Source organism: Vibrio sp. 10N.286.48.F5, from assembly GCF_041469785.1.
Lineage (GTDB): Bacteria > Pseudomonadota > Gammaproteobacteria > Enterobacterales > Vibrionaceae > Vibrio > Vibrio crassostreae_C.
In genome coordinates this window covers 80,739-102,382 of sequence record NZ_JBFRLG010000007.1, presented here as the reverse complement: position 1 = coordinate 102,382, position 21,644 = coordinate 80,739, and the positions used below count along the sequence as shown (strand labels likewise).

The 21,644-nt window shown below is 46.1% G+C and carries 22 protein-coding genes; all 22 read left to right on the top strand.

The features are described 5' to 3' along the window. The first annotated feature begins 2 nt into the window (after nt 1–2). The 22 genes from flhB (at nt 3) to ccmI (ending at nt 21,578) form a co-directional block, all read left to right on the top strand. The gene (gene flhB / locus AB4185_RS07325) at nt 3–1,133 is read left to right on the top strand and encodes a flagellar biosynthesis protein FlhB (protein WP_017060671.1); all 1,131 of its coding nucleotides are present in this window, start codon (nt 3–5) and stop codon (nt 1,131–1,133) included. Nucleotides 1,134–1,344: 211 nt separating this feature from the next. After that, a complete protein-coding gene (gene flhA / locus AB4185_RS07320; RefSeq protein ID WP_017064115.1) occupies nt 1,345–3,444 on the top strand; it encodes a flagellar biosynthesis protein FlhA in 2,100 nt (699 codons plus the stop codon). Between the two features lie 27 nt (nt 3,445–3,471). Next, complete coding sequence (flhF, locus tag AB4185_RS07315; RefSeq protein ID WP_029235190.1) at nt 3,472–5,034, top strand: flagellar biosynthesis protein FlhF; 1,563 nt, start codon at nt 3,472–3,474, stop codon at nt 5,032–5,034. 13 nt (nt 5,035–5,047) lie between these two features. Further along, entirely contained in the window at nt 5,048–5,935 is an 888-nt protein-coding gene (locus tag AB4185_RS07310) for a MinD/ParA family protein (protein WP_017060668.1), read from the top strand. After that, nucleotides 5,928–6,662 carry an RNA polymerase sigma factor FliA gene (locus AB4185_RS07305; protein WP_017060667.1) on the top strand — a complete coding sequence of 245 codons (735 nt, stop codon included), beginning with the start codon at nt 5,928–5,930 and terminating at the stop codon, nt 6,660–6,662. Before AB4185_RS07310 ends, AB4185_RS07305 begins: the two co-directional genes overlap by 8 nt. 42 nt (nt 6,663–6,704) lie before the next feature. Further along, complete coding sequence (gene cheY, locus AB4185_RS07300) at nt 6,705–7,073, top strand: chemotaxis response regulator CheY (RefSeq protein ID WP_016767062.1); 369 nt, start codon at nt 6,705–6,707, stop codon at nt 7,071–7,073. A gap of 105 nt (nt 7,074–7,178) precedes the next feature. After that, nucleotides 7,179–7,910, top strand: a complete 732-nt coding sequence (locus AB4185_RS07295) for a protein phosphatase CheZ (protein ID WP_017064113.1) — start codon at nt 7,179–7,181, stop codon at nt 7,908–7,910. Nucleotides 7,911–7,919: 9 nt separating this feature from the next. Beyond that, a complete protein-coding gene (locus AB4185_RS07290) occupies nt 7,920–10,112 on the top strand; it encodes a chemotaxis protein CheA (protein ID WP_017064112.1) in 2,193 nt (730 codons plus the stop codon). A 13-nt stretch (nt 10,113–10,125) separates the two neighbouring features. Then, nucleotides 10,126–11,250: a chemotaxis response regulator protein-glutamate methylesterase gene (locus AB4185_RS07285; protein ID WP_372135249.1), complete on the top strand. Its 1,125-nt coding sequence runs from the start codon at nt 10,126–10,128 to the stop codon at nt 11,248–11,250. Nucleotides 11,251–11,260: 10 nt separating this feature from the next. Beyond that, nucleotides 11,261–12,043: a ParA family protein gene (locus AB4185_RS07280; protein WP_017071206.1), complete on the top strand. Its 783-nt coding sequence runs from the start codon at nt 11,261–11,263 to the stop codon at nt 12,041–12,043. Further along, on the top strand, nt 12,030–13,112 hold the full coding sequence (locus AB4185_RS07275) for a chemotaxis protein CheW (protein WP_372135247.1): 1,083 nt from the start codon (nt 12,030–12,032) through the stop codon (nt 13,110–13,112). Before AB4185_RS07280 ends, AB4185_RS07275 begins: the two co-directional genes overlap by 14 nt. A 72-nt stretch (nt 13,113–13,184) precedes the next feature. Then, on the top strand, nt 13,185–13,679 hold the full coding sequence (locus AB4185_RS07270) for a chemotaxis protein CheW (RefSeq protein WP_017064109.1): 495 nt from the start codon (nt 13,185–13,187) through the stop codon (nt 13,677–13,679). Next, nucleotides 13,679–14,191, top strand: a complete 513-nt coding sequence (locus AB4185_RS07265; RefSeq protein WP_372135245.1) for a DUF2802 domain-containing protein — start codon at nt 13,679–13,681, stop codon at nt 14,189–14,191. The genes AB4185_RS07270 and AB4185_RS07265 overlap by 1 nt, the downstream gene beginning before the upstream one ends. Before the next feature lie 278 nt (nt 14,192–14,469). Beyond that, entirely contained in the window at nt 14,470–15,087 is a 618-nt protein-coding gene (gene ccmA, locus AB4185_RS07260; RefSeq protein ID WP_017060659.1) for a cytochrome c biogenesis heme-transporting ATPase CcmA, read from the top strand. A gap of 1 nt (nt 15,088) precedes the next feature. After that, nucleotides 15,089–15,757 carry a heme exporter protein CcmB gene (gene ccmB / locus AB4185_RS07255; RefSeq protein ID WP_017060658.1) on the top strand — a complete coding sequence of 223 codons (669 nt, stop codon included), beginning with the start codon at nt 15,089–15,091 and terminating at the stop codon, nt 15,755–15,757. 148 nt (nt 15,758–15,905) lie between these two features. Continuing rightward, nucleotides 15,906–16,646 carry a heme ABC transporter permease gene (locus tag AB4185_RS07250; protein WP_017068974.1) on the top strand — a complete coding sequence of 247 codons (741 nt, stop codon included), beginning with the start codon at nt 15,906–15,908 and terminating at the stop codon, nt 16,644–16,646. A 14-nt stretch (nt 16,647–16,660) separates the two neighbouring features. Then, nucleotides 16,661–16,867, top strand: coding sequence for a heme exporter protein CcmD (gene ccmD, locus AB4185_RS07245; protein WP_017060656.1), 207 nt, complete (start codon nt 16,661–16,663; stop codon nt 16,865–16,867). Beyond that, nucleotides 16,864–17,346: a cytochrome c maturation protein CcmE gene (ccmE, locus tag AB4185_RS07240; protein WP_017064106.1), complete on the top strand. Its 483-nt coding sequence runs from the start codon at nt 16,864–16,866 to the stop codon at nt 17,344–17,346. The genes ccmD and ccmE overlap by 4 nt, the downstream gene beginning before the upstream one ends. Next, a complete protein-coding gene (locus tag AB4185_RS07235; protein ID WP_136979573.1) occupies nt 17,343–19,313 on the top strand; it encodes a heme lyase CcmF/NrfE family subunit in 1,971 nt (656 codons plus the stop codon). The genes ccmE and AB4185_RS07235 overlap by 4 nt, the downstream gene beginning before the upstream one ends. A 5-nt stretch (nt 19,314–19,318) precedes the next feature. Beyond that, nucleotides 19,319–19,870: a DsbE family thiol:disulfide interchange protein gene (locus AB4185_RS07230; RefSeq protein WP_017060653.1), complete on the top strand. Its 552-nt coding sequence runs from the start codon at nt 19,319–19,321 to the stop codon at nt 19,868–19,870. Beyond that, nucleotides 19,867–20,358, top strand: coding sequence for a cytochrome c-type biogenesis protein (locus AB4185_RS07225; protein ID WP_065583667.1), 492 nt, complete (start codon nt 19,867–19,869; stop codon nt 20,356–20,358). Before AB4185_RS07230 ends, AB4185_RS07225 begins: the two co-directional genes overlap by 4 nt. Beyond that, on the top strand, nt 20,358–21,578 hold the full coding sequence (gene ccmI, locus AB4185_RS07220) for a c-type cytochrome biogenesis protein CcmI (RefSeq protein WP_372135243.1): 1,221 nt from the start codon (nt 20,358–20,360) through the stop codon (nt 21,576–21,578). Before AB4185_RS07225 ends, ccmI begins: the two co-directional genes overlap by 1 nt. Nucleotides 21,579–21,644 lie beyond the last annotated feature (66 nt).

Sequence of the window (21,644 nt, the reverse complement as noted above, 5' to 3'; positions counted from 1 at the left end):
AAATGGCAGAGTCAGACGGTCAAGAACGCACAGAAGACGCCACGCCCAAACGCTTGCAACAGGCCAAAGAGAAAGGGCAGGTTGCAAGGTCAAAAGAGCTAGCGTCAGCATCGGTATTAATTGTCGGTGCGATTGCTTTAATGTGGTTTGGCGAATCGATGGCGAAGGCTTTGTTCGAGGCGATGCAACGCCTGTTCTCTTTGAGTCGCGACGAGATCTTTGACACTAACAAACTCCTAGAAATCGCTGGTGGTGCACTGGTGAACCTGCTGTTCCCGCTGTTTTTGATACTGATAACTTTATTTGTTGCTGCCGTCATCGGCGCTGCGGGTGTCGGTGGGATTAACTTCTCAATGCAAGCGGCGATGCCAAAGGCGTCTAAGCTCAACCCACTCAGTGGTATCAAGCGTATGTTTGGCCTGCAAAGTTGGGTTGAACTGCTCAAGTCTATTCTTAAAGTAGCGCTCGTATCGGGGATGGCGATTTATCTGATTCAAGCCTCTCAGCATGATTTAATGCAGCTGAGTATGGATGTGTACCCGCAGAACATCTTTCATGCCTTGGATATCTTGCTCAATTTCATCCTGTTGATCAGCTGCTCACTGCTGATTGTGGTGGCGATTGATATCCCGTTCCAGATCTGGCAACACGCCGATCAATTGAAGATGACCAAACAAGAAGTCAAAGACGAATTCAAAGACACTGAAGGTAAGCCGGAAGTGAAAGGCCGAATTCGCATGCTTCAAAGGGAAGCGGCTCAGCGTCGCATGATGGCTGATGTCCCTCAAGCGGATGTGATTGTGACCAACCCGGAACACTTTTCAGTGGCGCTGCGCTATAAGCAGAATCAAGACAAAGCACCAATTGTGGTTGCTAAAGGTGTCGACCACATGGCGATGAAGATCCGAGAGATTGCGCGTGCAAACGACATCTATATAGTTCCAGCGCCGCCATTGGCGAGGGCGCTTTATCACACCACTGAGCTAGAACAACAAATTCCTGACGGTCTGTTTACGGCAGTTGCGCAAGTGCTTGCATATGTTTTCCAGCTTAAACAGTACCGAAAACGAGGTGGTGAGCGACCAAAACTGCAAGATTCTAATATGCCGATCCCACCTGATTTACGTCATTAGATCAATTGCTTGAGCTCTGCGTGATGAACCCTGATAATAGTGAGCTAGCTAATCTTCCTTTTATAGAGGTGATGGCGATAATTTGACGTGAGATGTTGGTACAGTGTTTGCTGTAGTAGCCTGAACATTATAAGCCCATAGCAAAACAGCCCTGACTAAGATCTAATCCACTTGTTCAGAGAGCTACAACATAGCGAAACTGTCTAGATTTATGAAATTCTCCCTGCCTTTTGTGGACAAGCTACCTAAAATCCCTAACCGTGCCATGCCTGCGATTGGTGCACCTGTTATGGTACTTGCAACGCTTGCTATGGTGGTGTTGCCCATTCCAGCTTTCTTGTTGGATATGTTCTTCACCTTCAATATTGCACTGTCTATGGTTGTGCTATTGGTATCGGTTTATACCCGCAGGCCTTTAGATTTCGCTGCATTCCCGACCGTCCTGCTGATTGCGACTCTACTTCGATTGGCCTTGAACGTTGCTTCGACACGTGTGGTATTGCTCCATGGTCACGAAGGTGGCGACGCGGCAGGTAACGTGATTGAAGCCTTCGGTAACGTGGTTATCGGTGGTAACTACGCGGTTGGTTTAGTGGTGTTCTTGATTCTTATGATCATCAACTTCATGGTTGTAACCAAAGGTGCGGGTCGTATCTCGGAAGTAAGCGCGCGTTTCACGTTAGACGCCTTACCGGGTAAACAGATGGCAATCGATGCCGACTTGAACGCAGGTTTGATCGACCAAGACCAAGCGCGTCTGAGACGTTTTGAAGTCACCAAAGAAGCTGACTTCTACGGTTCGATGGACGGTGCTTCTAAGTTTGTTAAAGGCGATGCGATCGCTGGTATCTTAATCTTATTCATCAACATCATTGGTGGCTTGAGCATTGGTATGGCTCAGTTTGATCTTGGTTTTGGTGAAGCAATCGAAATCTACACGCTACTGACTATCGGTGATGGTCTGGTTGCACAAATTCCATCTCTATTACTGTCTATTGCAGCTGCGATGATGGTAACGCGCCAAAATACTGATGAAGATATGGGTGAGCAACTTGTCTTCCAGATGTTCGACAATCCAAAAGCCTTGATGATCACCGCCGCCATCCTTGGCATCATGGGTATTGTTCCGGGTATGCCACATTTCTCGTTCTTGAGCCTTGCCATCGTTGCAGGCGCGGGGGCGTATTACATCGATAAAAAGAACAAGAAGAAGGCGGAAGAGCCTAACCTTCCGGCGACAGTTGAAGCGAATGGAGAAGTAGGCTCTCAGAAGGAGCTCTCTTGGGATGATGTTCAACCTGTCGATATTATTGGTTTAGAAGTGGGTTACCGTTTAATTCCTTTGGTTGATAGAGACCAAGGTGGTGAATTGCTTGAACGCGTTAAAGGTGTGCGTAAAAAGCTGTCTCAAGACTTTGGTTTCTTGATCCCAGCGGTACACATTCGCGATAACCTAGAACTGACACCAAACAGCTACCGTATTACCCTGATGGGTGTTGCTGTGGGTGAAGCTGAGATTAAGCCAGACATGGAGCTCGCGATTAACCCGGGCCAAGTCTATGGCATGATCGATGGCGAGCCGACGATTGACCCTGCCTTTGGCCTTGAAGCGGTTTGGATTCGTGAAGAGCAGCGTGAACACGCACAAGCTCTAGGTTATACCGTTGTAGATTCTTCTACAGTACTGGCGACACACCTTAGCCAGCTGCTAACCAACAACGCATCGCAGCTCATTGGCCACGAAGAAGTTCAGAACTTACTTGAGATGCTCAGCCGCTCAACACCTAAGCTGGTGGAAGGTTTTGTACCGGATCAATTGCAGTTGGGTGTGGTTGTGAAAGTGCTACAGAACCTGCTGAATGAAGCGATTCCAATTCGTGACATTCGAACCATAGTCCAAACTTTGTCGGAGTATTCAGGTAAGAGTCAAGAACCTGACATACTTACTGCGGCGGTTCGCATCTCATTGAAACGATTAATTGTTCAGGAAATCAATGGTATAGAGCCCGAGTTACCAGTGATAACCTTGATTCCTGAGCTGGAACAAATCTTGCATCAAACCATGCAGGCATCCGGCGGAGAATCTGCTGGTATTGAACCTGGTTTAGCCGAACGTTTACAGACCTCTCTCAGCCACGCTACACAAGAGCAAGAGCTGAAAGGTGAGCCCGCGGTACTATTGACCTCTGGCGTGTTGCGTTCGACTCTGGCTAAGTTCGTGAAGAACACGATTCCAAGCTTGCGAGTCTTGTCTTACCAAGAAATACCGGACGAAAAGCAGATACGTATAGTACAAGCTGTTGGTAATTAAGCCGCCTAATTAGAACGGACAATCGAATTGAAAATTAAACGATTTTTTGCAAAAGATATGCGAACGGCTCTGCTCCAAGTTAAAGAAGAACTTGGTTCAGAAGCGGTGATCATGTCTAACAAAAAGGTCGCAGGTGGCGTGGAAATTGTTGCCGCTATTGATGGCGAATCCAGCCCGTCGACAGCGAGCCAGAGATTAAATAAACCTCAGCAGCCTGCACAAAGCCAATATACGCAAATGGCCGCGCCCGCAGCTCCTGCTGGGCGACGTCAACTAGACGATGACAAGGTTAGCCTACAGTCGAATGTTGAAGGTGGACGTTCAATGACTAAGCGCTTTGCGAATATGCTTAAGCAATACAGTCATGGCGCCGATGATGAGCCACAGCATCGTGCAGAAAATGAAGATTCATTGTCAGCATTGCTCAATCGCCAATCAAGCACGGGCCATAAGCCTCATAGTCATCAGACTCAAAGCAATTTGCAGTCTCATGGCCATCAGCAATCTCACGGTAACCAACAGTCTCACGGAAATCTTGATTCTGCATTTGCTCGTGAAACGGGTTTGTCTAAGTTGATTGCTGAAGACCGCAGAGTAGAGCGCCCGACACCTCGCTTGGATCCTACCCGTTATGATCGTGGTCGAGAGAACACTCAGTCCAAAGGTTCTGATACTGAAATGGAAACGATGCGCGAAGAGATGACCTCAATTCGTCGTCTGTTAGAGCATCAAGTTTCTGGGTTGATGTGGCAAGAAGTTGAGCGCCGTGAACCACTGAGAGCCATGCTTATTAAGCGCCTTGAACGTATGGGTGTATCTGCAGAGCTTGCCGATCAAATGGCTTGCTACATTCCTGAAGATACTAAACCTGCACGTGCATGGAAGGCTCTGTTAGCTCTGGTTGCTGACCAAATCTCCGTTACACAAAAAGATATTTTAAAACGCGGCGGTATTGTGGCTCTACTTGGCCCAACCGGCGTGGGTAAAACAACGACTGTTGCAAAGCTAGCTGCACGTGCTGCCATGGAATATGGCGCTGATAACGTCGCACTAGTGACAACTGACACATATCGTATAGGTGCACATGAGCAGTTATCGATCTACGGCCGAATTATGGGTTGTCCTGTAAGAGTTGCTAAAGATTCTAGCGAACTGGCCGATGTAATATATCAGTTACGTAATCGTCGCCTGATTCTGGTCGATACTGCAGGCATGGGACAACGAGATGTTCGCCTATCTGAGCAGTTAGACACATTGATGCAAGAGAGTGGTTCCGTTATCAATAGCTACCTTGTGTTGCCTGCAACCGCGCAACGCAAAGTGCTGCAAGAAACAATTGAACACTTTAGAAGAATCCCGTTGTCGGGATGCATCATGACTAAGCTGGATGAATCCCTAAGTCTAGGTGAATTCATCAGTGTCGTAATACAAAATGCATTACCAGTTGCTTACATAGCAAATGGTCAACGAGTTCCTGAAGATATCGTTATAGCTCAGCCAAAGTACATGATTGCTAAGGCTAATGAGCTATTAGAAAAATCTACAGAGAATGAACCTCATTACTGGAATAGCGATTCTGAAGGGCTCTAGGCGGCGGATAAATATGAATGAAAATATGATACATGACCAAGCTAGCGGCCTCCGTCGCTTAACCAAGCCTTCACTCACAAAAGTTATCGCTGTAACCGGTGGTAAGGGAGGCGTTGGTAAATCTAATGTGACGTTAGGTATGGCTATTTGCATGGCGCGCCAAGGCAAAAAAGTCATGGTGCTAGATGCCGATTTAGGACTAGCGAACGTCGATATCATGCTAGGTATTCGTTCTAAACGAAACCTTGGGCATGTGTTGGCTGGCGAATGTGAACTTAAGGATGCGATTGTCGAAGGGCCGCACGGAATTAAAATTATTCCAGCGACATCGGGCACTCAAAGCATGACTGAACTTTCACACGCACAGCATGCTGGTTTGATTCGCGCATTCGGTTCGCTTGAAGACGAGATGGATATCTTGTTGGTTGATACCGCAGCCGGTATTTCGGACATGGTGATCAGCTTCTCAAGAGCGGCGCAAGACGTGGTTGTCGTGGTATGTGATGAACCTACCTCGATCACGGATGCATATGCTTTGATTAAGCTTTTAAGCAGAGAACACCAAGTTCAGCGATTCAAAGTTGTTGCAAATATGGTCAGAAGCTACCGCGAAGGCCGAGAATTATTTGCAAAGTTGACTTTGGTCACAGAGCGCTTCTTGAATGTGAGCCTCGAACTCGTAGCATGTATTCCTTTAGATGATAAAGTACGTCAATCAGTCAAGAGACAGAAAATCGTAGTCGATGCGTTTCCTCGCTCTCCAGCTGCATTGGCAATCAGCTCTTTGGCTAACAAAGCCTTGACCTGGCCAATACCAAAAACACCGAGCGGACACTTGGAGTTCTTTGTTGAAAGGCTGCTGAATCGTACTGAATTTATAGAGGAACCATTTGGTGAATAAAGCGCTTACTTACGACCAACACGCTAATCACAATAGCCAACAGGCTTTTTTTGAGAAGTACTCTGTGTTGGTTAAACGTATCGCTCATCACTTGTTGGGGCGATTACCGCCTAATGTATTGGTTGATGACTTAATTCAAGCTGGCATGATCGGCTTGATTGAAGCGCAACAAAACTATGATGGTACCAAAGGCGCAAGCTTTGAGACGTATGCTGGTATTCGGATTCGCGGGGCAATGTTGGATGACATTCGCCGTGGGGACTGGGTGCCGAGATCGGTTCATAAGAACAATCGAGAAATCAGCAGTGCAATTGCGGAATTAGAGGGTATCCTCAACCGCGACCCGAGTGATGCCGAAGTGGCAAAACACATGGGGCTCAGTTTAGAGCAGTATCACAGTGCTTTAACTGACATTAATTGCTCAAGACTGGTTGGAATTGAAGATTTAGGCGTCTCAGATGATGTAATATCTCCGAATGAAGACTCTCAAGATAATACGCCTTTTCAAGGGGTTGCTGATGAGTCATTCCGCCAAGCTTTGATCGATTCGATAAAACAACTTCCGGAAAGGGAAGGCCTTGTGCTTTCGCTTTATTACGACGAAGAACTCAATTTAAAAGAGATTGGGGAAGTGTTAGGTGTCAGCGAATCTCGTGTCAGCCAAATACTGAGCCAATCTATGCAGCGTTTACGCACTAAGTTAAGTGCTTGGACACAGAACGACTAACAACACTGATCCTATTCAGTGGAGGCTAATTTGAACAAAAACATGAAAATTCTCATTGTTGATGATTTTTCAACGATGCGCCGAATTGTTAAAAACCTACTTCGCGATTTAGGTTTCAACAACACTCAAGAAGCAGATGATGGCTTGACCGCGTTACCTATGCTGAAAAAAGGCGAATTTGATTTCGTGGTAACTGACTGGAACATGCCAGGCATGCAAGGGATTGACCTGCTTAAACACATTCGCGCAGACGCAGAACTTAAGCACCTTCCAGTGCTTATGATCACAGCTGAAGCGAAGCGTGAGCAGATCATCGAAGCTGCGCAAGCGGGTGTTAATGGTTACATTGTGAAGCCTTTCACTGCTGCAACGCTGAAAGAGAAACTTGATAAGATTTTTGATCGCTTATAAGCATCAATAAATTTAGGCACTTCTAGGTAAACACTGACTGATAAGTTATCTGTTTATCTCGATAGCCTAAGCGCACAAAGTATGCGGAGTAAGGCCGAATTCAGGATGATTTCATTAGAACAAGCAAAAAAATTAGTAGAGCTGCTTGAGAACGATGAGCAGCAAAATGCTGATTCTCTTGTGAGAAGCATTTATGAAGATAACTTTAGTCTTCAAGACAATCCAATGCTTCAAGAAATAGGAAGTCTGACACGCGACCTCCACGACTCTTTGACTCAATTCAATTTCGATGAACGCATCAGCGTTATCGCAAATGACGAAATCCCTGATGCAAGGGATCGCCTTCAGTATGTCATTGATAAAACGGAAGTTGCGGCAAATAAGACGATGGACGCTGTCGATCGCTGTATGCCAATCGCAGACAACCTACACGAGTGTTTACTTCAAGTAAGGCCTCAATGGAATGAACTGATGCATGGCCGCATTGAGCTGGCACAATTTAAAGCTTTATGTCACCGCATTGATGGATTGCTTGTCCAAGTAGAAGGCGACAGTACTGAACTACGCGGACAATTGACTGAAATCTTGATGGCTCAGGATTTCCAAGATTTAACTGGGCAGATAATCAGCAAAGTTATTACCTTGGTGAATGAGGTGGAAGGACGTTTGGTCGAGATTCTCACGGTATTCGGTGCGAATCAAAAAGAGCCAACTCCAGAGTCAGAGAAGAAAGCATCGATTGCGCCTGAAGGTCCAATTATGAACCCAGAAGAGCGCGAAGACGCTGTCGCATCTCAAGATGAAGTCGACGATTTGTTATCCAGTCTTGGATTTTAAAGGTAACGTATGAGCTACGATTTAGACGAAGATATTCTTCAGGACTTTTTAGTCGAAGCAGGAGAGATCCTTGAACTCCTATCAGAACAACTGGTAGAGCTTGAGAATAACCCTGACGACAAAGACCTATTAAATGCTATTTTCCGTGGTTTCCATACAGTAAAAGGTGGTGCTGGTTTCCTAGCATTAACTGAGCTGGTGGATACTTGTCATGGTGCTGAGAATGTGTTCGACATTCTGCGAAACGGCCAACGCAGCGTAACATCAGGTTTGATGGATACCATGCTGCAGGCGCTAGATACAGTCAATGTACAGTTTCGCGCCGTGCAAGATCAGGAACCTTTAGTGCCAGCCGACCAATCTTTATTGGATGAACTTCACCGTCTCTGTAAACCAGAGTCTGCGGATGAAGTGGCACCAGTAGAAGCGCCTGCACCTATTATCCCTGAACCTGTTGTTGCAGCGCCTGAGCCTGTTATTGCTCCGGAACCTACTGCTGAAAGCTCAAACATCAATGCATCTTCAGTCGATGATATCTCTGAAGATGAGTTTGAACGCTTGCTTGATGAGCTTCACGGTAAAGGTGGTTCACCAACAGCGCCTTCTGCACCAACACCGCCGCCAGCACCCGCTGCACCTCAGTCTGTTGCTGACAGTGGTGATATTACTGATGACGAATTTGAAAAGTTATTAGATGAATTGCACGGTGCGGGTAAGAGCCCGACAGCGGCAAGTTCAACGCCTCCTCCACCGCCAACGCCGCCAGCAGCACCTGTTTCGGCGATGTCTGAAGGCGATGATCTGATGACTGACGAAGAGTTCGAGAAGTTACTTGACCAACTACATGGCTCAGGTAATGGACCTTCGATTGAAGAATTGGATGCCGCGACTAAGCCAGCAGAAGTTAAGGCAGTAGCACCTCAAGCTGCGCCTAAACCTGCTGCGCCAGTTGCCGTTAAAGCTGAGCCAAAACCGAGCGCTCCAGCAAAAGCTGAAGTTAAAGTGCCGGCTAAGAAGCAACAAGCTGAAGCGACAGTTCGTGTTGATACATCAACACTGGACACCATCATGAACATGGTGGGTGAACTGGTATTGGTGCGTAACCGACTAGTCAGCCTAGGCCTCAACAGCAACGACGAAGAAATGTCGAAAGCTGTCTCTAACTTAGATGTTGTTACTGCAGACCTTCAAGGTGCGGTAATGAAGACTCGTATGCAGCCGATCAAGAAAGTATTTGGTCGCTTCCCACGAGTTGTCCGTGACCTTGCTCGTAGCTTGAAGAAAGACATCGTTCTTGAAATGCGTGGCGAAGAAACGGACCTTGATAAAAACTTAGTAGAAGCACTTGCTGATCCCCTGATTCACTTGGTGAGAAACTCTGTCGATCATGGTATTGAAATGCCAAACGACCGTGTTGCTGCGGGTAAATCACAAACGGGTAAAGTGATTCTGTCTGCCTCTCAAGAAGGTGACCACATTGAACTGGCTATCGTTGATGACGGTGGCGGTATGGACCCTGATAAGCTTCGTGCTATCGCGGTTAAACGTGGCCTGATGGATGAAGATGCAGCGTCTCGCTTATCAAATAAAGAGTGTTTTAACCTGATTTTTGCTCCTGGCTTCTCAAGCAAAGAGCAGATCTCGGATATCTCTGGTCGTGGTGTGGGTATGGACGTTGTGAAAACAGCGATCAACACACTGAACGGCTCTATTGATATTGATTCAGAAATGGGACAGGGCACCAAGATCACCATCAAGGTTCCACTAACCCTAGCGATTCTACCAACCTTGATGGTCGGTGTTGCAGGTCACCCATTTGCATTGCCATTGGCATCGGTTAACGAGATTTTCCACCTAGATTTAAGCCGCACAAACGTGGTTGATGGTCAGCTGACGATCATCGTTCGCGATAAGTCTATTCCGTTGTTCTACTTGCAAAACTGGCTTGCACCTAAAGCGGGTATTGTTGAACTGCGCAAAGGACACGGCCATGTTGTTATCGTGCAACTTGGTAGCCAACGTGTTGGTTTTGTTGTCGATACGCTGATCGGTCAAGAAGAAGTAGTCATCAAGCCGCTTGATAAGCTTCTGCAAGGCACGCCAGGAATGGCAGGCGCGACAATTACAAGTGACGGACACATTGCATTGATTCTAGATGTGCCGGACTTGTTGAAGCAGTACGCAGCAGCGTCAAGAATTTAATTTAAGGATAAATATGGCGATTAAAGTATTAGTCGTTGATGATTCGAGTTTTTTTCGTCGTCGCGTTAGCGAGATCATCAACTCAGAGGCTCGCCTAGAAGTCATTGATGTTGCAGTAAACGGTAAAGAAGCCGTTGAGAAAGCGAAACAGCTAAGACCTGACGTAATCACTATGGACATTGAAATGCCTGTCATGGACGGTATCACTGCCGTTCGTGAGATCATGGCCGCGTCTCCAACGCCTATTTTGATGTTTTCATCGTTAACGCATGATGGAGCGAGAGCAACGTTAGATGCGTTAGATGCAGGTGCTCTCGACTTCTTACCTAAGAAGTTTGAAGATATTGCACGTAACCGCGACGATGCAGTTGCATTGCTTCAACAGCGAGTGATTAAGATTGCTGCAAAGCGTGCATTTATGCGTCGTGCTCCTATTGTGCCGAGAGCGACAGCAACGACTTCAACATCTACGCCATTACGCCAACCAATTTCAACAACAGCTGCGACTTCCACAGCGAAGCCTGCGGTTGCATCAACGGCGAAATTTAGAGCGTCAGGTAAGAAGTATCAATTAACAGCAATTGGTACGTCGACTGGCGGCCCTGTTGCTCTACAGAAGATTTTGACTCGCATCCCTGCACACTACCCACATCCAATTGTGTTAGTTCAGCATATGCCAGCAACATTCACAGCGGCTTTTGCTAGTCGCTTGAACACCTTGTGTAAGATTGAAGTTCGCGAAGCGCAAGACGGTGATGTGTTAAAACCTGGCGTGGCGTATCTTGCTCCAGGTGGTAAACAGATGATGGTTGATGGCCGCGCAGGGTCTGCACGTCTAAGAATTATCGATGGCGGCGACCGCATGAACTACAAGCCTTGTGTGGATGTCACATTCGGCTCAGCAGCGAAGATCTACGGCGACAAAGTGTTGTCTATGATCCTGACTGGTATGGGCGCAGATGGTCGAGAAGGTTCGCGTATGTTGAAAACTGCGGGCTCGACAATTTGGGCACAAGACGAAGATAGCTGTGTTGTATATGGTATGCCTCAAGCTGTAGCAAAAGCTGGCATTTCTACTGAAGACCTCCCTCTAGACCGTATCGCGGAAAGGATCTTGGTCGAAGTTGGGTTAGCTTAGGTAAATCGAAATGATTGTTTGGAGTGTTGCAAACCAAAAAGGTGGTGTTGGTAAAACGACCACGACCGTGACTCTAGCAGGTTTACTTGCGTTGAAGGGGCACCGTGTTCTGTTGGTTGATACTGACCCACATGCATCACTGACCACCTATCTGGGTTACGATTCAGATACGGTGGAATCGAGCCTGTTTGATCTGTTCCAGTTGCGTGAGTTTAACGTGCAGACGGTAAGACCTTTGCTTTTACAAACAGAAGTCGAAGGTATCGATATTATCCCTGCGCACATGTCTTTGGCGACATTAGACCGTGTAATGGGAAATCGAAGCGGCATGGGGTTGATCTTGAAGCGTGCTTTAGCCGCTTTGAAAGACGACTATGACTATGTATTGATCGATTGCCCGCCAATTCTGGGTGTGATGATGGTCAATGCATTGGCTGCTAGCGATCGTATATTAATTCCGGTACAGACTGAGTTTTTGGCGATGAAGGGCTTAGAGCGCATGATTCGCACTTTGACCATCATGCAGAAGTCTCGCAAAACACCGTTTAAGGTTACGATTGTCCCAACGATGTACGACAAGCGAACCAAAGCCTCACTGCAAACATTAACGCAGCTCAAAGATGATTACCCAAACCAAGTTTGGACGTCTGCTGTGCCGATTGATACCAAGTTTCGAGATGCGAGCCTAAAGCGCTTGCCAGCCTCTCATTTTGCATCGGGTAGCCGTGGTGTATTTGCTTATAAACAGTTGCTTATTTATCTCGAAAGGTTGGCGATAAATGAGCGCGAATAAAGAATCAACAATGGCGCAGCCAAGTCTCTCTAGTGAACAAGCACTGGATGATTACTTTACTGCGTTATTAGGCGATGAAAGCTTTGAATCTGACGATTTTTTTGTTGACGAGTCGAGCGACGAATCACAATCTGAAGAGCCAGAGCCAGAGCCAGAGCCAGAGCGACAATTTTCGAGTCACCACTCAAGCTACGCAGAAATACGCGCGGCTGAGTTTGAGGTTCCTAACCTTGAGGATGTTCAGAAACTACTGAGTCGTTTAGAGGCGACCAATGTTGTTGATGAACTGAACCTTGATGAGTTGATGGATCAGAACACCCAGAAAATTGCCGAGCAAGCTGACATGCAAATGTTTGATGCCGCGGTTGAGTCTGTTCAAGTGTTCGAAGAGCCAGAGATTCAGGATTGGAATCTTCCAGAACCCGATTTATCAATTGTTGTAGAGCCACCTGTTGAATCGCAGCAAATTGAAGAGTTACAAGCTGAACCGTTAGCGACGGAACAAGCAGAAGTTAAGGCTGTTGAGCCTGAACTTGACGTTCCTGAGCCCGAGACAGTTATTGAACCAGAAACTCAAGCCGGAGGTGCTGACCAGTTTACCTCTTGGGAAAGTACGGTTCGCAAAGAAGACTTTCAAGTCTTGTATTTTGATGTAAACGGCGTGACCTTTGCGGTGCCACTTGATGAGCTTGGCGGCATCCATCGCCTTGAAGAGTTAAGTCATATCATTGGTAAGCCAGCTTGGTATTTGGGTTTACAAACCAACCGTGATAGTCAGCTAGATGTGGTCGACACCGCAAAATGGGTGATGTCTGAGAAACTATCAGGTGACGAATACAAAGAAAACTATCAATATATAGTGATGCTTGGAGAGAGCTTGTGGGGCCTGGCGGGCACAGAGCTCAAAGGCACCGAGCTACTTAATACAGACAAAGTACGTTGGCGAGAAATGGCAGGGAAACGCCCATGGCTCGCTGGTATGGTAAAAGAAAAAATGTGTGCTTTGATTCATGTTGAAGCATTAATCGCCATGCTAAACGCAGGGCTAGATGTAAAAGCATTAAGCTAGTAATAAGCATTGGGCTAACAATAAGCATCAAGTTAATAATAGTGGTCGGTAACGACGGCAAGAGGATTATCTATGTCTCATATGAGTGAAGTTGAAGTAAGAAAAGAGCAAACGAATGATGAAGTACTTCAATGGGTGACTTTCCAGCTAGAAGAAGAAACTTACGGCATCAACGTAATGCAAGTACGTGAAGTACTACGTTACAGCGAAATTGCTCCAGTACCGGGTGCTCCAGATTACGTTCTAGGTATTATTAACCTACGTGGTAACGTTGTTACTGTTATCGACACTCGTTCTCGCTTTGGTTTGATGCAAGGTGAAATCACAGACAACACTCGTATCATCGTTATTGAATCTGAGCGTCAAGTAATTGGCATTCTAGTAGATAGCGTTGCTGAAGTGGTTTACCTGCGTTCTTCTGAAATCGACACAACGCCAAGTGTTGGTACTGATGAAAGTGCTAAGTTCATCCAAGGTGTAAGTAACCGAGATGGCAAGCTACTTATCTTAGTAGATCTAAACAAACTACTAAGCGAAGACGAATGGGATGAGATGGCTCACCTGTAATGTTTGAAGCGCTTCCTTTAAGCCCTGTCACTCTGATATCAGGCGTTGGGGTTTTTACGTTATTTATCCTGATTTTGATTAGCAAAGTAAAACGTGCGATTCAAAAGCAGCTCGATCAGTCACGCCTGCAAGTTCGTAACTTGGACAAAGAGCTTCAAAAATCGAGTAAGCAATTACTTGAGGTTCGCTCTGTTGTGGTTGGCCTTGGCCAGAAAGTGACTGAACAACAAGATCTTATCAAACATTTGAATGAACGTATTGTTGAGCTGGAACATGCGGATACCGATGGACGTTTGTACACACGTGCAACGAAAATGGTTCAGCTTGGCGCTGGGATTAACGAGTTAATTGAAGAATGTGAATTACCCAAAGCAGAAGCTGAGCTGATGATGTCTCTGCAGAACAAGCTTGCTGGTAAAGAGAAAATTCCTTCATTACGAAGCGACCCTTCATCGTACGATCAGCAACCCGATGCCTCTCGCGATCGCAGAGACCCGCCTCGACGTCGTTAAATTGAGCGCTTAATTCGTATTGAGCAATTGATGTTTATTACGTATTCCTCTTAAAAGAAGCTTCGGCTTCTTTTTTTATGCCTGTCCGATCTATATAGAACGATGTTTATAAGTGCTTGTATCTACGATAATATCTTGTTTGTTGATGAAAATGTGTAAATTGTGATGAGGTGGTAACAGTTTCTTACCGACTTTGTTCTATCGAAAACGCCTAGTCCTGTTTTGTCACCATGTTGGTGTGCTACTATAGCGCTCTCATTACTCGACTAAATTTACCTATGCTAGAAGTCTCAAATTTAACTGCTATTCGTGACGACAGGATTCTGTTTGAATCGTTGTCTTTTCAATTGAAACCAGGTGAGCTGGTTCAAGTTGAAGGTCGTAACGGTACCGGGAAAACGACACTCCTTAGGATTATTACTGGCTTAGGCGATCGCGATGACGGCACTATCTCTTGGGACGGTGAGTCTATTGAATCGAGTCGAGATGTTTATCATCAAAATTTACTTTTTCTTGGTCACCAAACAGGCGTAAAGCGCGAGCTTAGTGCTTATGAGAATCTGAGCTTTTATCAGTCGATTCACAGTGGCGGTACCAGCAAAGAAGAGCTTTATCACGCGCTGGCTCAAGTCGGGCTTGCGGGCAGAGAAGACGTACCTGCGGGGCAACTTTCAGCAGGCCAACAACGCCGAGTTGCGTTGGCTCGCCTTTGGTTGAGCAAGCAAATGTTGTGGATTCTTGATGAGCCGCTGACTGCCATTGATAAGCAGGGCGTGAAAGTTCTCGAATCTCTTTTTTCTCAGCATGCAGACAACGGTGGCATTGTGTTGTTAACCACACACCAAGATATGTTTGCTGATAGCCCGAAACTAAGAAAAATAAAGTTGGGTGAGTAATATGATCTCTTCAATGACCACGATTATCCGACGCGAACTGCTTATCGCGTTTCGACGTCAAGCGGATATCTTTAACCCTTTGTGGTTCTTCATCATTGTTATCACGCTTTTCCCTTTGAGTATTGGCCCAGAGCCAAACCTACTTGCGCGTATTGCTGCGGGTATTGTTTGGGTGGCCGCTTTGCTCTCTGCATTGCTCTCTTTAGAGCGTCTTTTCCGTGATGATTTTCAAGATGGCGCCCTTGAACAGATGATGCTGATGCCAATCCCGTTGCAGTTGGTAGTATTGTCCAAAGTCATAGCACACTGGTTGTTGACCGGGTTACCATTGATTTTAATCAGCCCATTATTGGCTGTTTTGTTGTCTTTAGATTTTGATACATGGCTCTCAGTTGTGTTGACCTTGCTGGTAGGAACACCCGCATTGAGTTTTATTGGTGCGATTGGTGTTGCGTTAACCGTTGGGTTACAGAAGGGCGGAGTCCTGTTAAGCCTGTTAATCTTGCCGCTTTACATCCCCATTTTAATCTTCGCGACGTCAGCAATTGACGCTGCGGCTTTGGGCGTTGCATACAACGGTCAATTGGCGGTGCTTGGGGCAATGTTAATGGGTGCGATGACTATGACGCCTTTTGCGATCAGTGCCGCACTTAGAGTAAGTGTGAACTGATTGGGGTTCCGTTATCGTATAGCCAATGTGAACCAAATGTGTCGATTGGACTCATAGAGTCAATAAAACTGAAAGCAAGACAAATAAAATTATTATAATTATAGCTTTAATAGCTGTAAGCAATATGAAGTAAGAGTGAGATTACAACATGTGGAAATGGCTCCATCCCTATGCCAAAGCAGAAACCTCTTATCAGCTTGCTGGTAAACTTTTGCCATGGTTTTCGATCCTAGCGCTATTGTGTCTATCCGTCGGTACCGTGTGGGGGCTTGCATTTGCGCCTTCTGATTACCAACAAGGCGATAGCTTCCGTATCATCTACATCCATGTTCCGTCTGCAATCTGGTCGATGGGCGTTTACATGTCGATGGCGATTGCTGCCTTTATCGGTTTGGTATGGCAGGTAAGGCTATCAGACATGGCCGCACTGGCGATGGCACCGATTGGCGCTGTGTTTACCTTCATTGCGTTACTAACTGGCGCAGTTTGGGGTAAACCAATGTGGGGTGCTTGGTGGGTTTGGGATGCGCGTTTAACCTCAGAGCTGATTCTTCTATTCCTATACTTGGGTGTGATCGCACTACACCACGCTTTTGACGACCAAAAAACAGCAGCGAAAGCGGCAGGCATTTTGGCTATCGTTGGTGTCATCAACCTCCCTATCATTCACTTCTCTGTAGAGTGGTGGAATACACTTCATCAAGGCGCGACCATTACTAAGTTCGCAAAACCTTCGATCTCAAGTGACATGCTATGGCCGCTTCTTCTTAACATCTTCGGCTTCGCTTTCTTCTTTGGCGCTTTAACCATGATTCGTTTCCGTAACGAAATCATCAGTAAAGAAAGTCACCGTCCATGGGTTCGCAAGCTTGCGGCTGAAAAAGCGTAGTAGGGTAGGTAATTATGTATTTTGAATCTTTGAGTGATTTCTTAGCCATGGGAGGTTATGCCTCGTATGTCTGGAGTGCATTTGGAATCACATTCCTCGCGATGATCATTTTACTGGTCGTAAGCGTTCGTCGTGGTAAGCAATTACTAAATGAAGTACAAGCTAAGATTGATCGTCAAGCTCGTATCGATGCAGCAAAAAATATGGAGAACACTCTATGAACCCAAGACGTAAAAAGAGGCTGGGCATTGTCTTAGCGATCTTTTTTGGTATCAGTGCGACTGTTGGATTGATGGTTTACGCACTTAACCAGAACATGGATCTGTTCTACACACCAACTGAGCTGGTCAACGGCAAAGATGGTAAAAAACCTGAAGTTGGTCAACGCCTACGTATTGGTGGCATGGTCGTAGTCGGCTCTGTAAGCCGTGACAATGAATCACTACGTGTAAGCTTTGATTTGCAAGATGTAGGCCCTAAAGTAACAATTCTATACGATGGCATCCTTCCTGATCTTTTCCGCGAAGGCCAAGGTATTGTCGCTCAGGGTGTTCTTAAAAATGCAACGACAATCGAAGCGTTTGAGGTGTTGGCGAAGCACGATGAAGAGTACATGCCTTCTGAAGTTGCGGAAGCAATGAAGAAAACCCATGAGCCTTTGCAATACACGACTGAACAAAAAGAAGGAAATGCTCAATGATAGCCGAGATCGGCCATTTTGCGATGATCCTGTCCTTGGGACTTGCATTGCTGCTGAGCGTGCTCCCACTGTATGGAGCCGCTCGAAATAACACATTACTGATGAACAGCGCACGACCGTTGTCGTGGGGTATGTTCGGATTCTTAGCGATTTCGTTCTTTATCTTGTGTTACGCGTTCTACACCAATGATTTTACGATTCAATACGTAGCAAGTAACTCGAATAGCCAACTGCCTTGGTACTACCGAATTACGGCGGTTTGGGGCGCTCACGAAGGTTCATTACTGCTTTGGGTTCTCATCCAAGCAGGTTGGACTGTAGCAGTAGCGACATTCAGTCGTGGTATGCCTCAAGAGTCTGTGGCTCGCGTTTTGGCTATCATGGGTCTGATTACTGTCGGCTTCTTGCTGTTCATTATCGTGACGTCTAACCCGTTCTTACGTACATTGCCTTTCTTCCCTGTTGATGGCCGTGACCTGAACCCACTACTGCAAGATCCGGGTTTGATTATTCACCCGCCAATGCTTTACATGGGTTATGTAGGTTTCTCTGTTGCGTTCTCTTTCGCAATCGCTTCTCTAATGAGTGGTCGTCTTGATACGGCATGGGCTCGTTGGTCGCGTCCTTGGACAATCGCAGCTTGGTTATTCCTAACAGTAGGTATCGCACTAGGCTCTTGGTGGGCTTACTACGAACTTGGCTGGGGTGGCTGGTGGTTCTGGGATCCAGTAGAAAACGCTTCATTCATGCCTTGGTTGGCTGGTACTGCGCTGATGCACTCACTAGCGGTAACAGAAAAGCGTGGCACATTTAAAGCTTGGACAGTATTGCTGGCTATCTCTGCATTCTCGCTAAGCTTACTAGGTACATTCTTAGTTCGTTCAGGCATCTTGGTATCGGTTCACGCGTTTGCGTCGGATCCTGCTCGCGGTATGTTTATCCTAGGTTTCCTAGTCTTCGTTATCGGTGGTTCACTGCTGTTGTTTGCTATTAAAGGCGCATCGGTTCGTGTTCGCGGTAACTTCGATCTGGTTTCTCGTGAAAACGCACTGCTTGGTAACAACATCTTACTGATTGCAGCGCTTGTCGTTGTGTTAGTAGGTACGCTACTGCCATTAGTTCACAAACAGTTAGGCTTGGGCTCGGTATCTATCGGTGCACCATTCTTTGATATGTTGTTCTTCTGGTTAATGATCCCGTTCTCGTTCCTGCTTGGTATCGGTCCTCTGATCCGATGGAAACGTGACAACCTGTCTAAGCTTGTTAAACCAATGCTGATTTCAGGTGCACTCTCACTTGGCTTGAGTGCGCTAATGGTTGCTCTACTGGCTGACCGCTTCAGTGGTACTGCGTTTGCTGGTTGGGTAATGGCGTTCTGGATCATCTTCATGCACGGCTTTGAGCTGCATGAGCGTGCGACTCACCGTCATACATTCTTGAAAGGTCTAACTAAGCTACCTCGTAGCCACTGGGCAATGATGTGTGGTCACATAGGTTTAGCCGTGACAGTGATTGGTATCGCGATGGTGCAAAACTACAGCATCGAACGTGATGTACGTCTGGCGCCAGGTGAAAGCTACCAGCTTGAAGAATACAGCTTCCTGTTTACAGGGGTTCGTGACAAAGATGGTCCTAACTACGATGGTTACATTGCTGACTTTGAAATTACTAAAGAAGGCAAATACATCAACACGCTTCACGCTGAAAAACGTTTCTACACCACAGCTAAGTCTATGATGACAGAAGCAGCGATTGACCGTGGCGTAACGCGCGACCTTTACATTGCAATGGGTGAACGTTTAGACGACAACAAATCTTGGGCTGTACGTATCTACTACAAACCATTTGTACGTTGGATCTGGGCAGGTTCTTTGATTATGTCGATTGGTGGCGCTATTGCTATCAGTGACCGTCGTTACCGTTTCCGTAAGCCAATCAAAAAGTCGGCTGAAGAGCAGGAGGCTTAATTCGAATGAACAAGAAGATTTTATTCATTCCATTGATTGCGTTCATGGTTCTAGCTGGAATCTTTGCAACGCAATTAATGCGCAACCAGTCGGGCGATGACCCAACTAAGCTAGAATCCGTATTGATTGGTAAGCCTGTTCCTGAGTTTGGTCTAGAAGACTTAGAACAACCAGGTAAGTTTCATGATCAAGCGATCTTTAAAGGCGAGCCACTGCTTCTTAACGTGTGGGCGACTTGGTGTCCTACTTGTTATGCAGAGCACTCTTACCTGAACAAGCTTGCGGATCAAGGCGTTAAGATCATTGGTCTTAACTACAAAGATGATCGCAACAAAGCGGTTGGTTGGCTAAAAGAGTTGGGTAACCCGTACCTAATTAGCCTGTTTGATGGTAATGGCATGCTAGGTCTTGACCTTGGCGTGTATGGCGCGCCTGAAACTTTCCTAATCGATGCTAACGGCGTAGTTCGCTACCGCCATGTTGGTGACGTGAACCCAACCAACTGGGCATCGACGCTTGAGCCGATGTATCAAGAGTTGTTGGAGGAATCGAAATGATTAGAAAGGCACTGATTACTCTATTCGCTACGTTCGCAATTTCAGCGACTGTTTCTGCTGCGCCTATCGAGTTCCATGAATTTGATACCGTAGATCAAGAACAGCAGTTCAAAGAGTTGAGTAATACGCTACGTTGCCCTAAATGTCAGAACAACACGATTGGTGATTCGAATGCTGAGCTAGCGGTCGACTTACGCCAAAAAGTGTACGAGATGACAAAAGACGGCAAGTCTGAGCAAGAAATTATTGATTACATGATTGCTCGTTACGGTAACTTTGTAACGTACAACCCGCCACTGACCTTAGCTACATCGATCCTTTGGATTGGTCCGTTTGCGGTTGTTGTGTTTGGATTTGGTTTGATTATTTTACGAAGCAGAAAGTCAAAATCAAAAGCAGCAGTAGAGTCAGATAAAGACTGGGATGCAGACAAAGAAGCTCGCTTAAAAGCGTTACTCGATGAAGAGAACGACGGAGATAAGAAGTAATGACTCTATTTTGGATTTCTACCATTATCCTTTCGCTAGCGGCAATTTTCTTAATTGTTCTGCCTTTCATTAACAAGAAGGCAAACAATGACGAGATGCTTCGCGACGAGTTGAATAAAGCGTTCTATAAAGACCGTCTTGTCGAGTTAGAAGTAGAAGCAGAGGAAGGTCTTGTTGATAACCAACAAGAACTGATCGATGATTTGAAACAGTCTCTGCTTGATGATGTTCCTGCACAAGAAGAGATGAAGAAGACTCAAATCTCTACGCTTGGTGTGGTTGTACCGTCGATCATCCTTGTCGTCGTTGTGACTTATGGTATGTACTTTAAGTTCGGTGCGTTGGACAAAGTTCAACACTGGCAAGAAGTGAGCTCGAACCTTCCTGAATTGTCTAAAAAGCTAATGTCATCGGAAGGTGGTGCACTAACGGATGATGAGTTGGAAGATTTGACTCTAGCGCTTCGTACTCGTCTGCATTACCAACCAAAAGATTCAACAGGTTGGTTGCTACTCGGTCGTATTGCACTGGCTAACCGCGACGCTGAAACAGCAAAAGATTCTATGGAACGAGCTTACAAGCTTGAACCTAAGAATGAAGATGTTCAGTTAGGTTTCGCACAAGCACTGATGCTTTCTCCTGATGAAGCTGATCAAAACCAAGCTCGTTTGATTTTGAGCCGTTTGATTCAAAACGATTACGTTGACCTTCGTGTGTTCTCACTGCTTGCGTTTGATGCGTTTGAGCGTCAAGACTACCCAGGTGCGGTGAAGTACTGGAGCATCATGCAGCAGATGATTGGTCCACAAGACAGTCGCTATGAAATGCTTTCGCGCAGTATTGAAAGTGCTCAGAAGAAAATGGGCGACAATATGGGTGTCGACCAAGGTAAGACTGTTGCTGTAACGCTCGATCTATCTGCAGACGTGAATGCTGACCCTAACTCAGTGTTAATTGTTTCAGTACACAGAGCAGATGGTTCTTCAATGCCTATCGCAGCCGCTCGTTACCCACTAGGGACTTTCCCTCGTACTGTTGTTCTAGATGACGGCAACAGCATGCTGGAAGGACAAGAGCTGTCTAGCCTTGAAACTCTGATGGTTAGAGCTAGGCTTGATACAGACGGCAACGTTTCAACTCGCGAAGGCGATTGGTACGGTGAAAGTGAAGTGGTTGAACTGGGTGCTCCAGTTACCATTGATATCAATAAGCAATATTAATCACCACTTTGCATAGGTGTTAGCTATTCCGATTTGCAGATAAACGGTATAGACTTAGCCAAACAA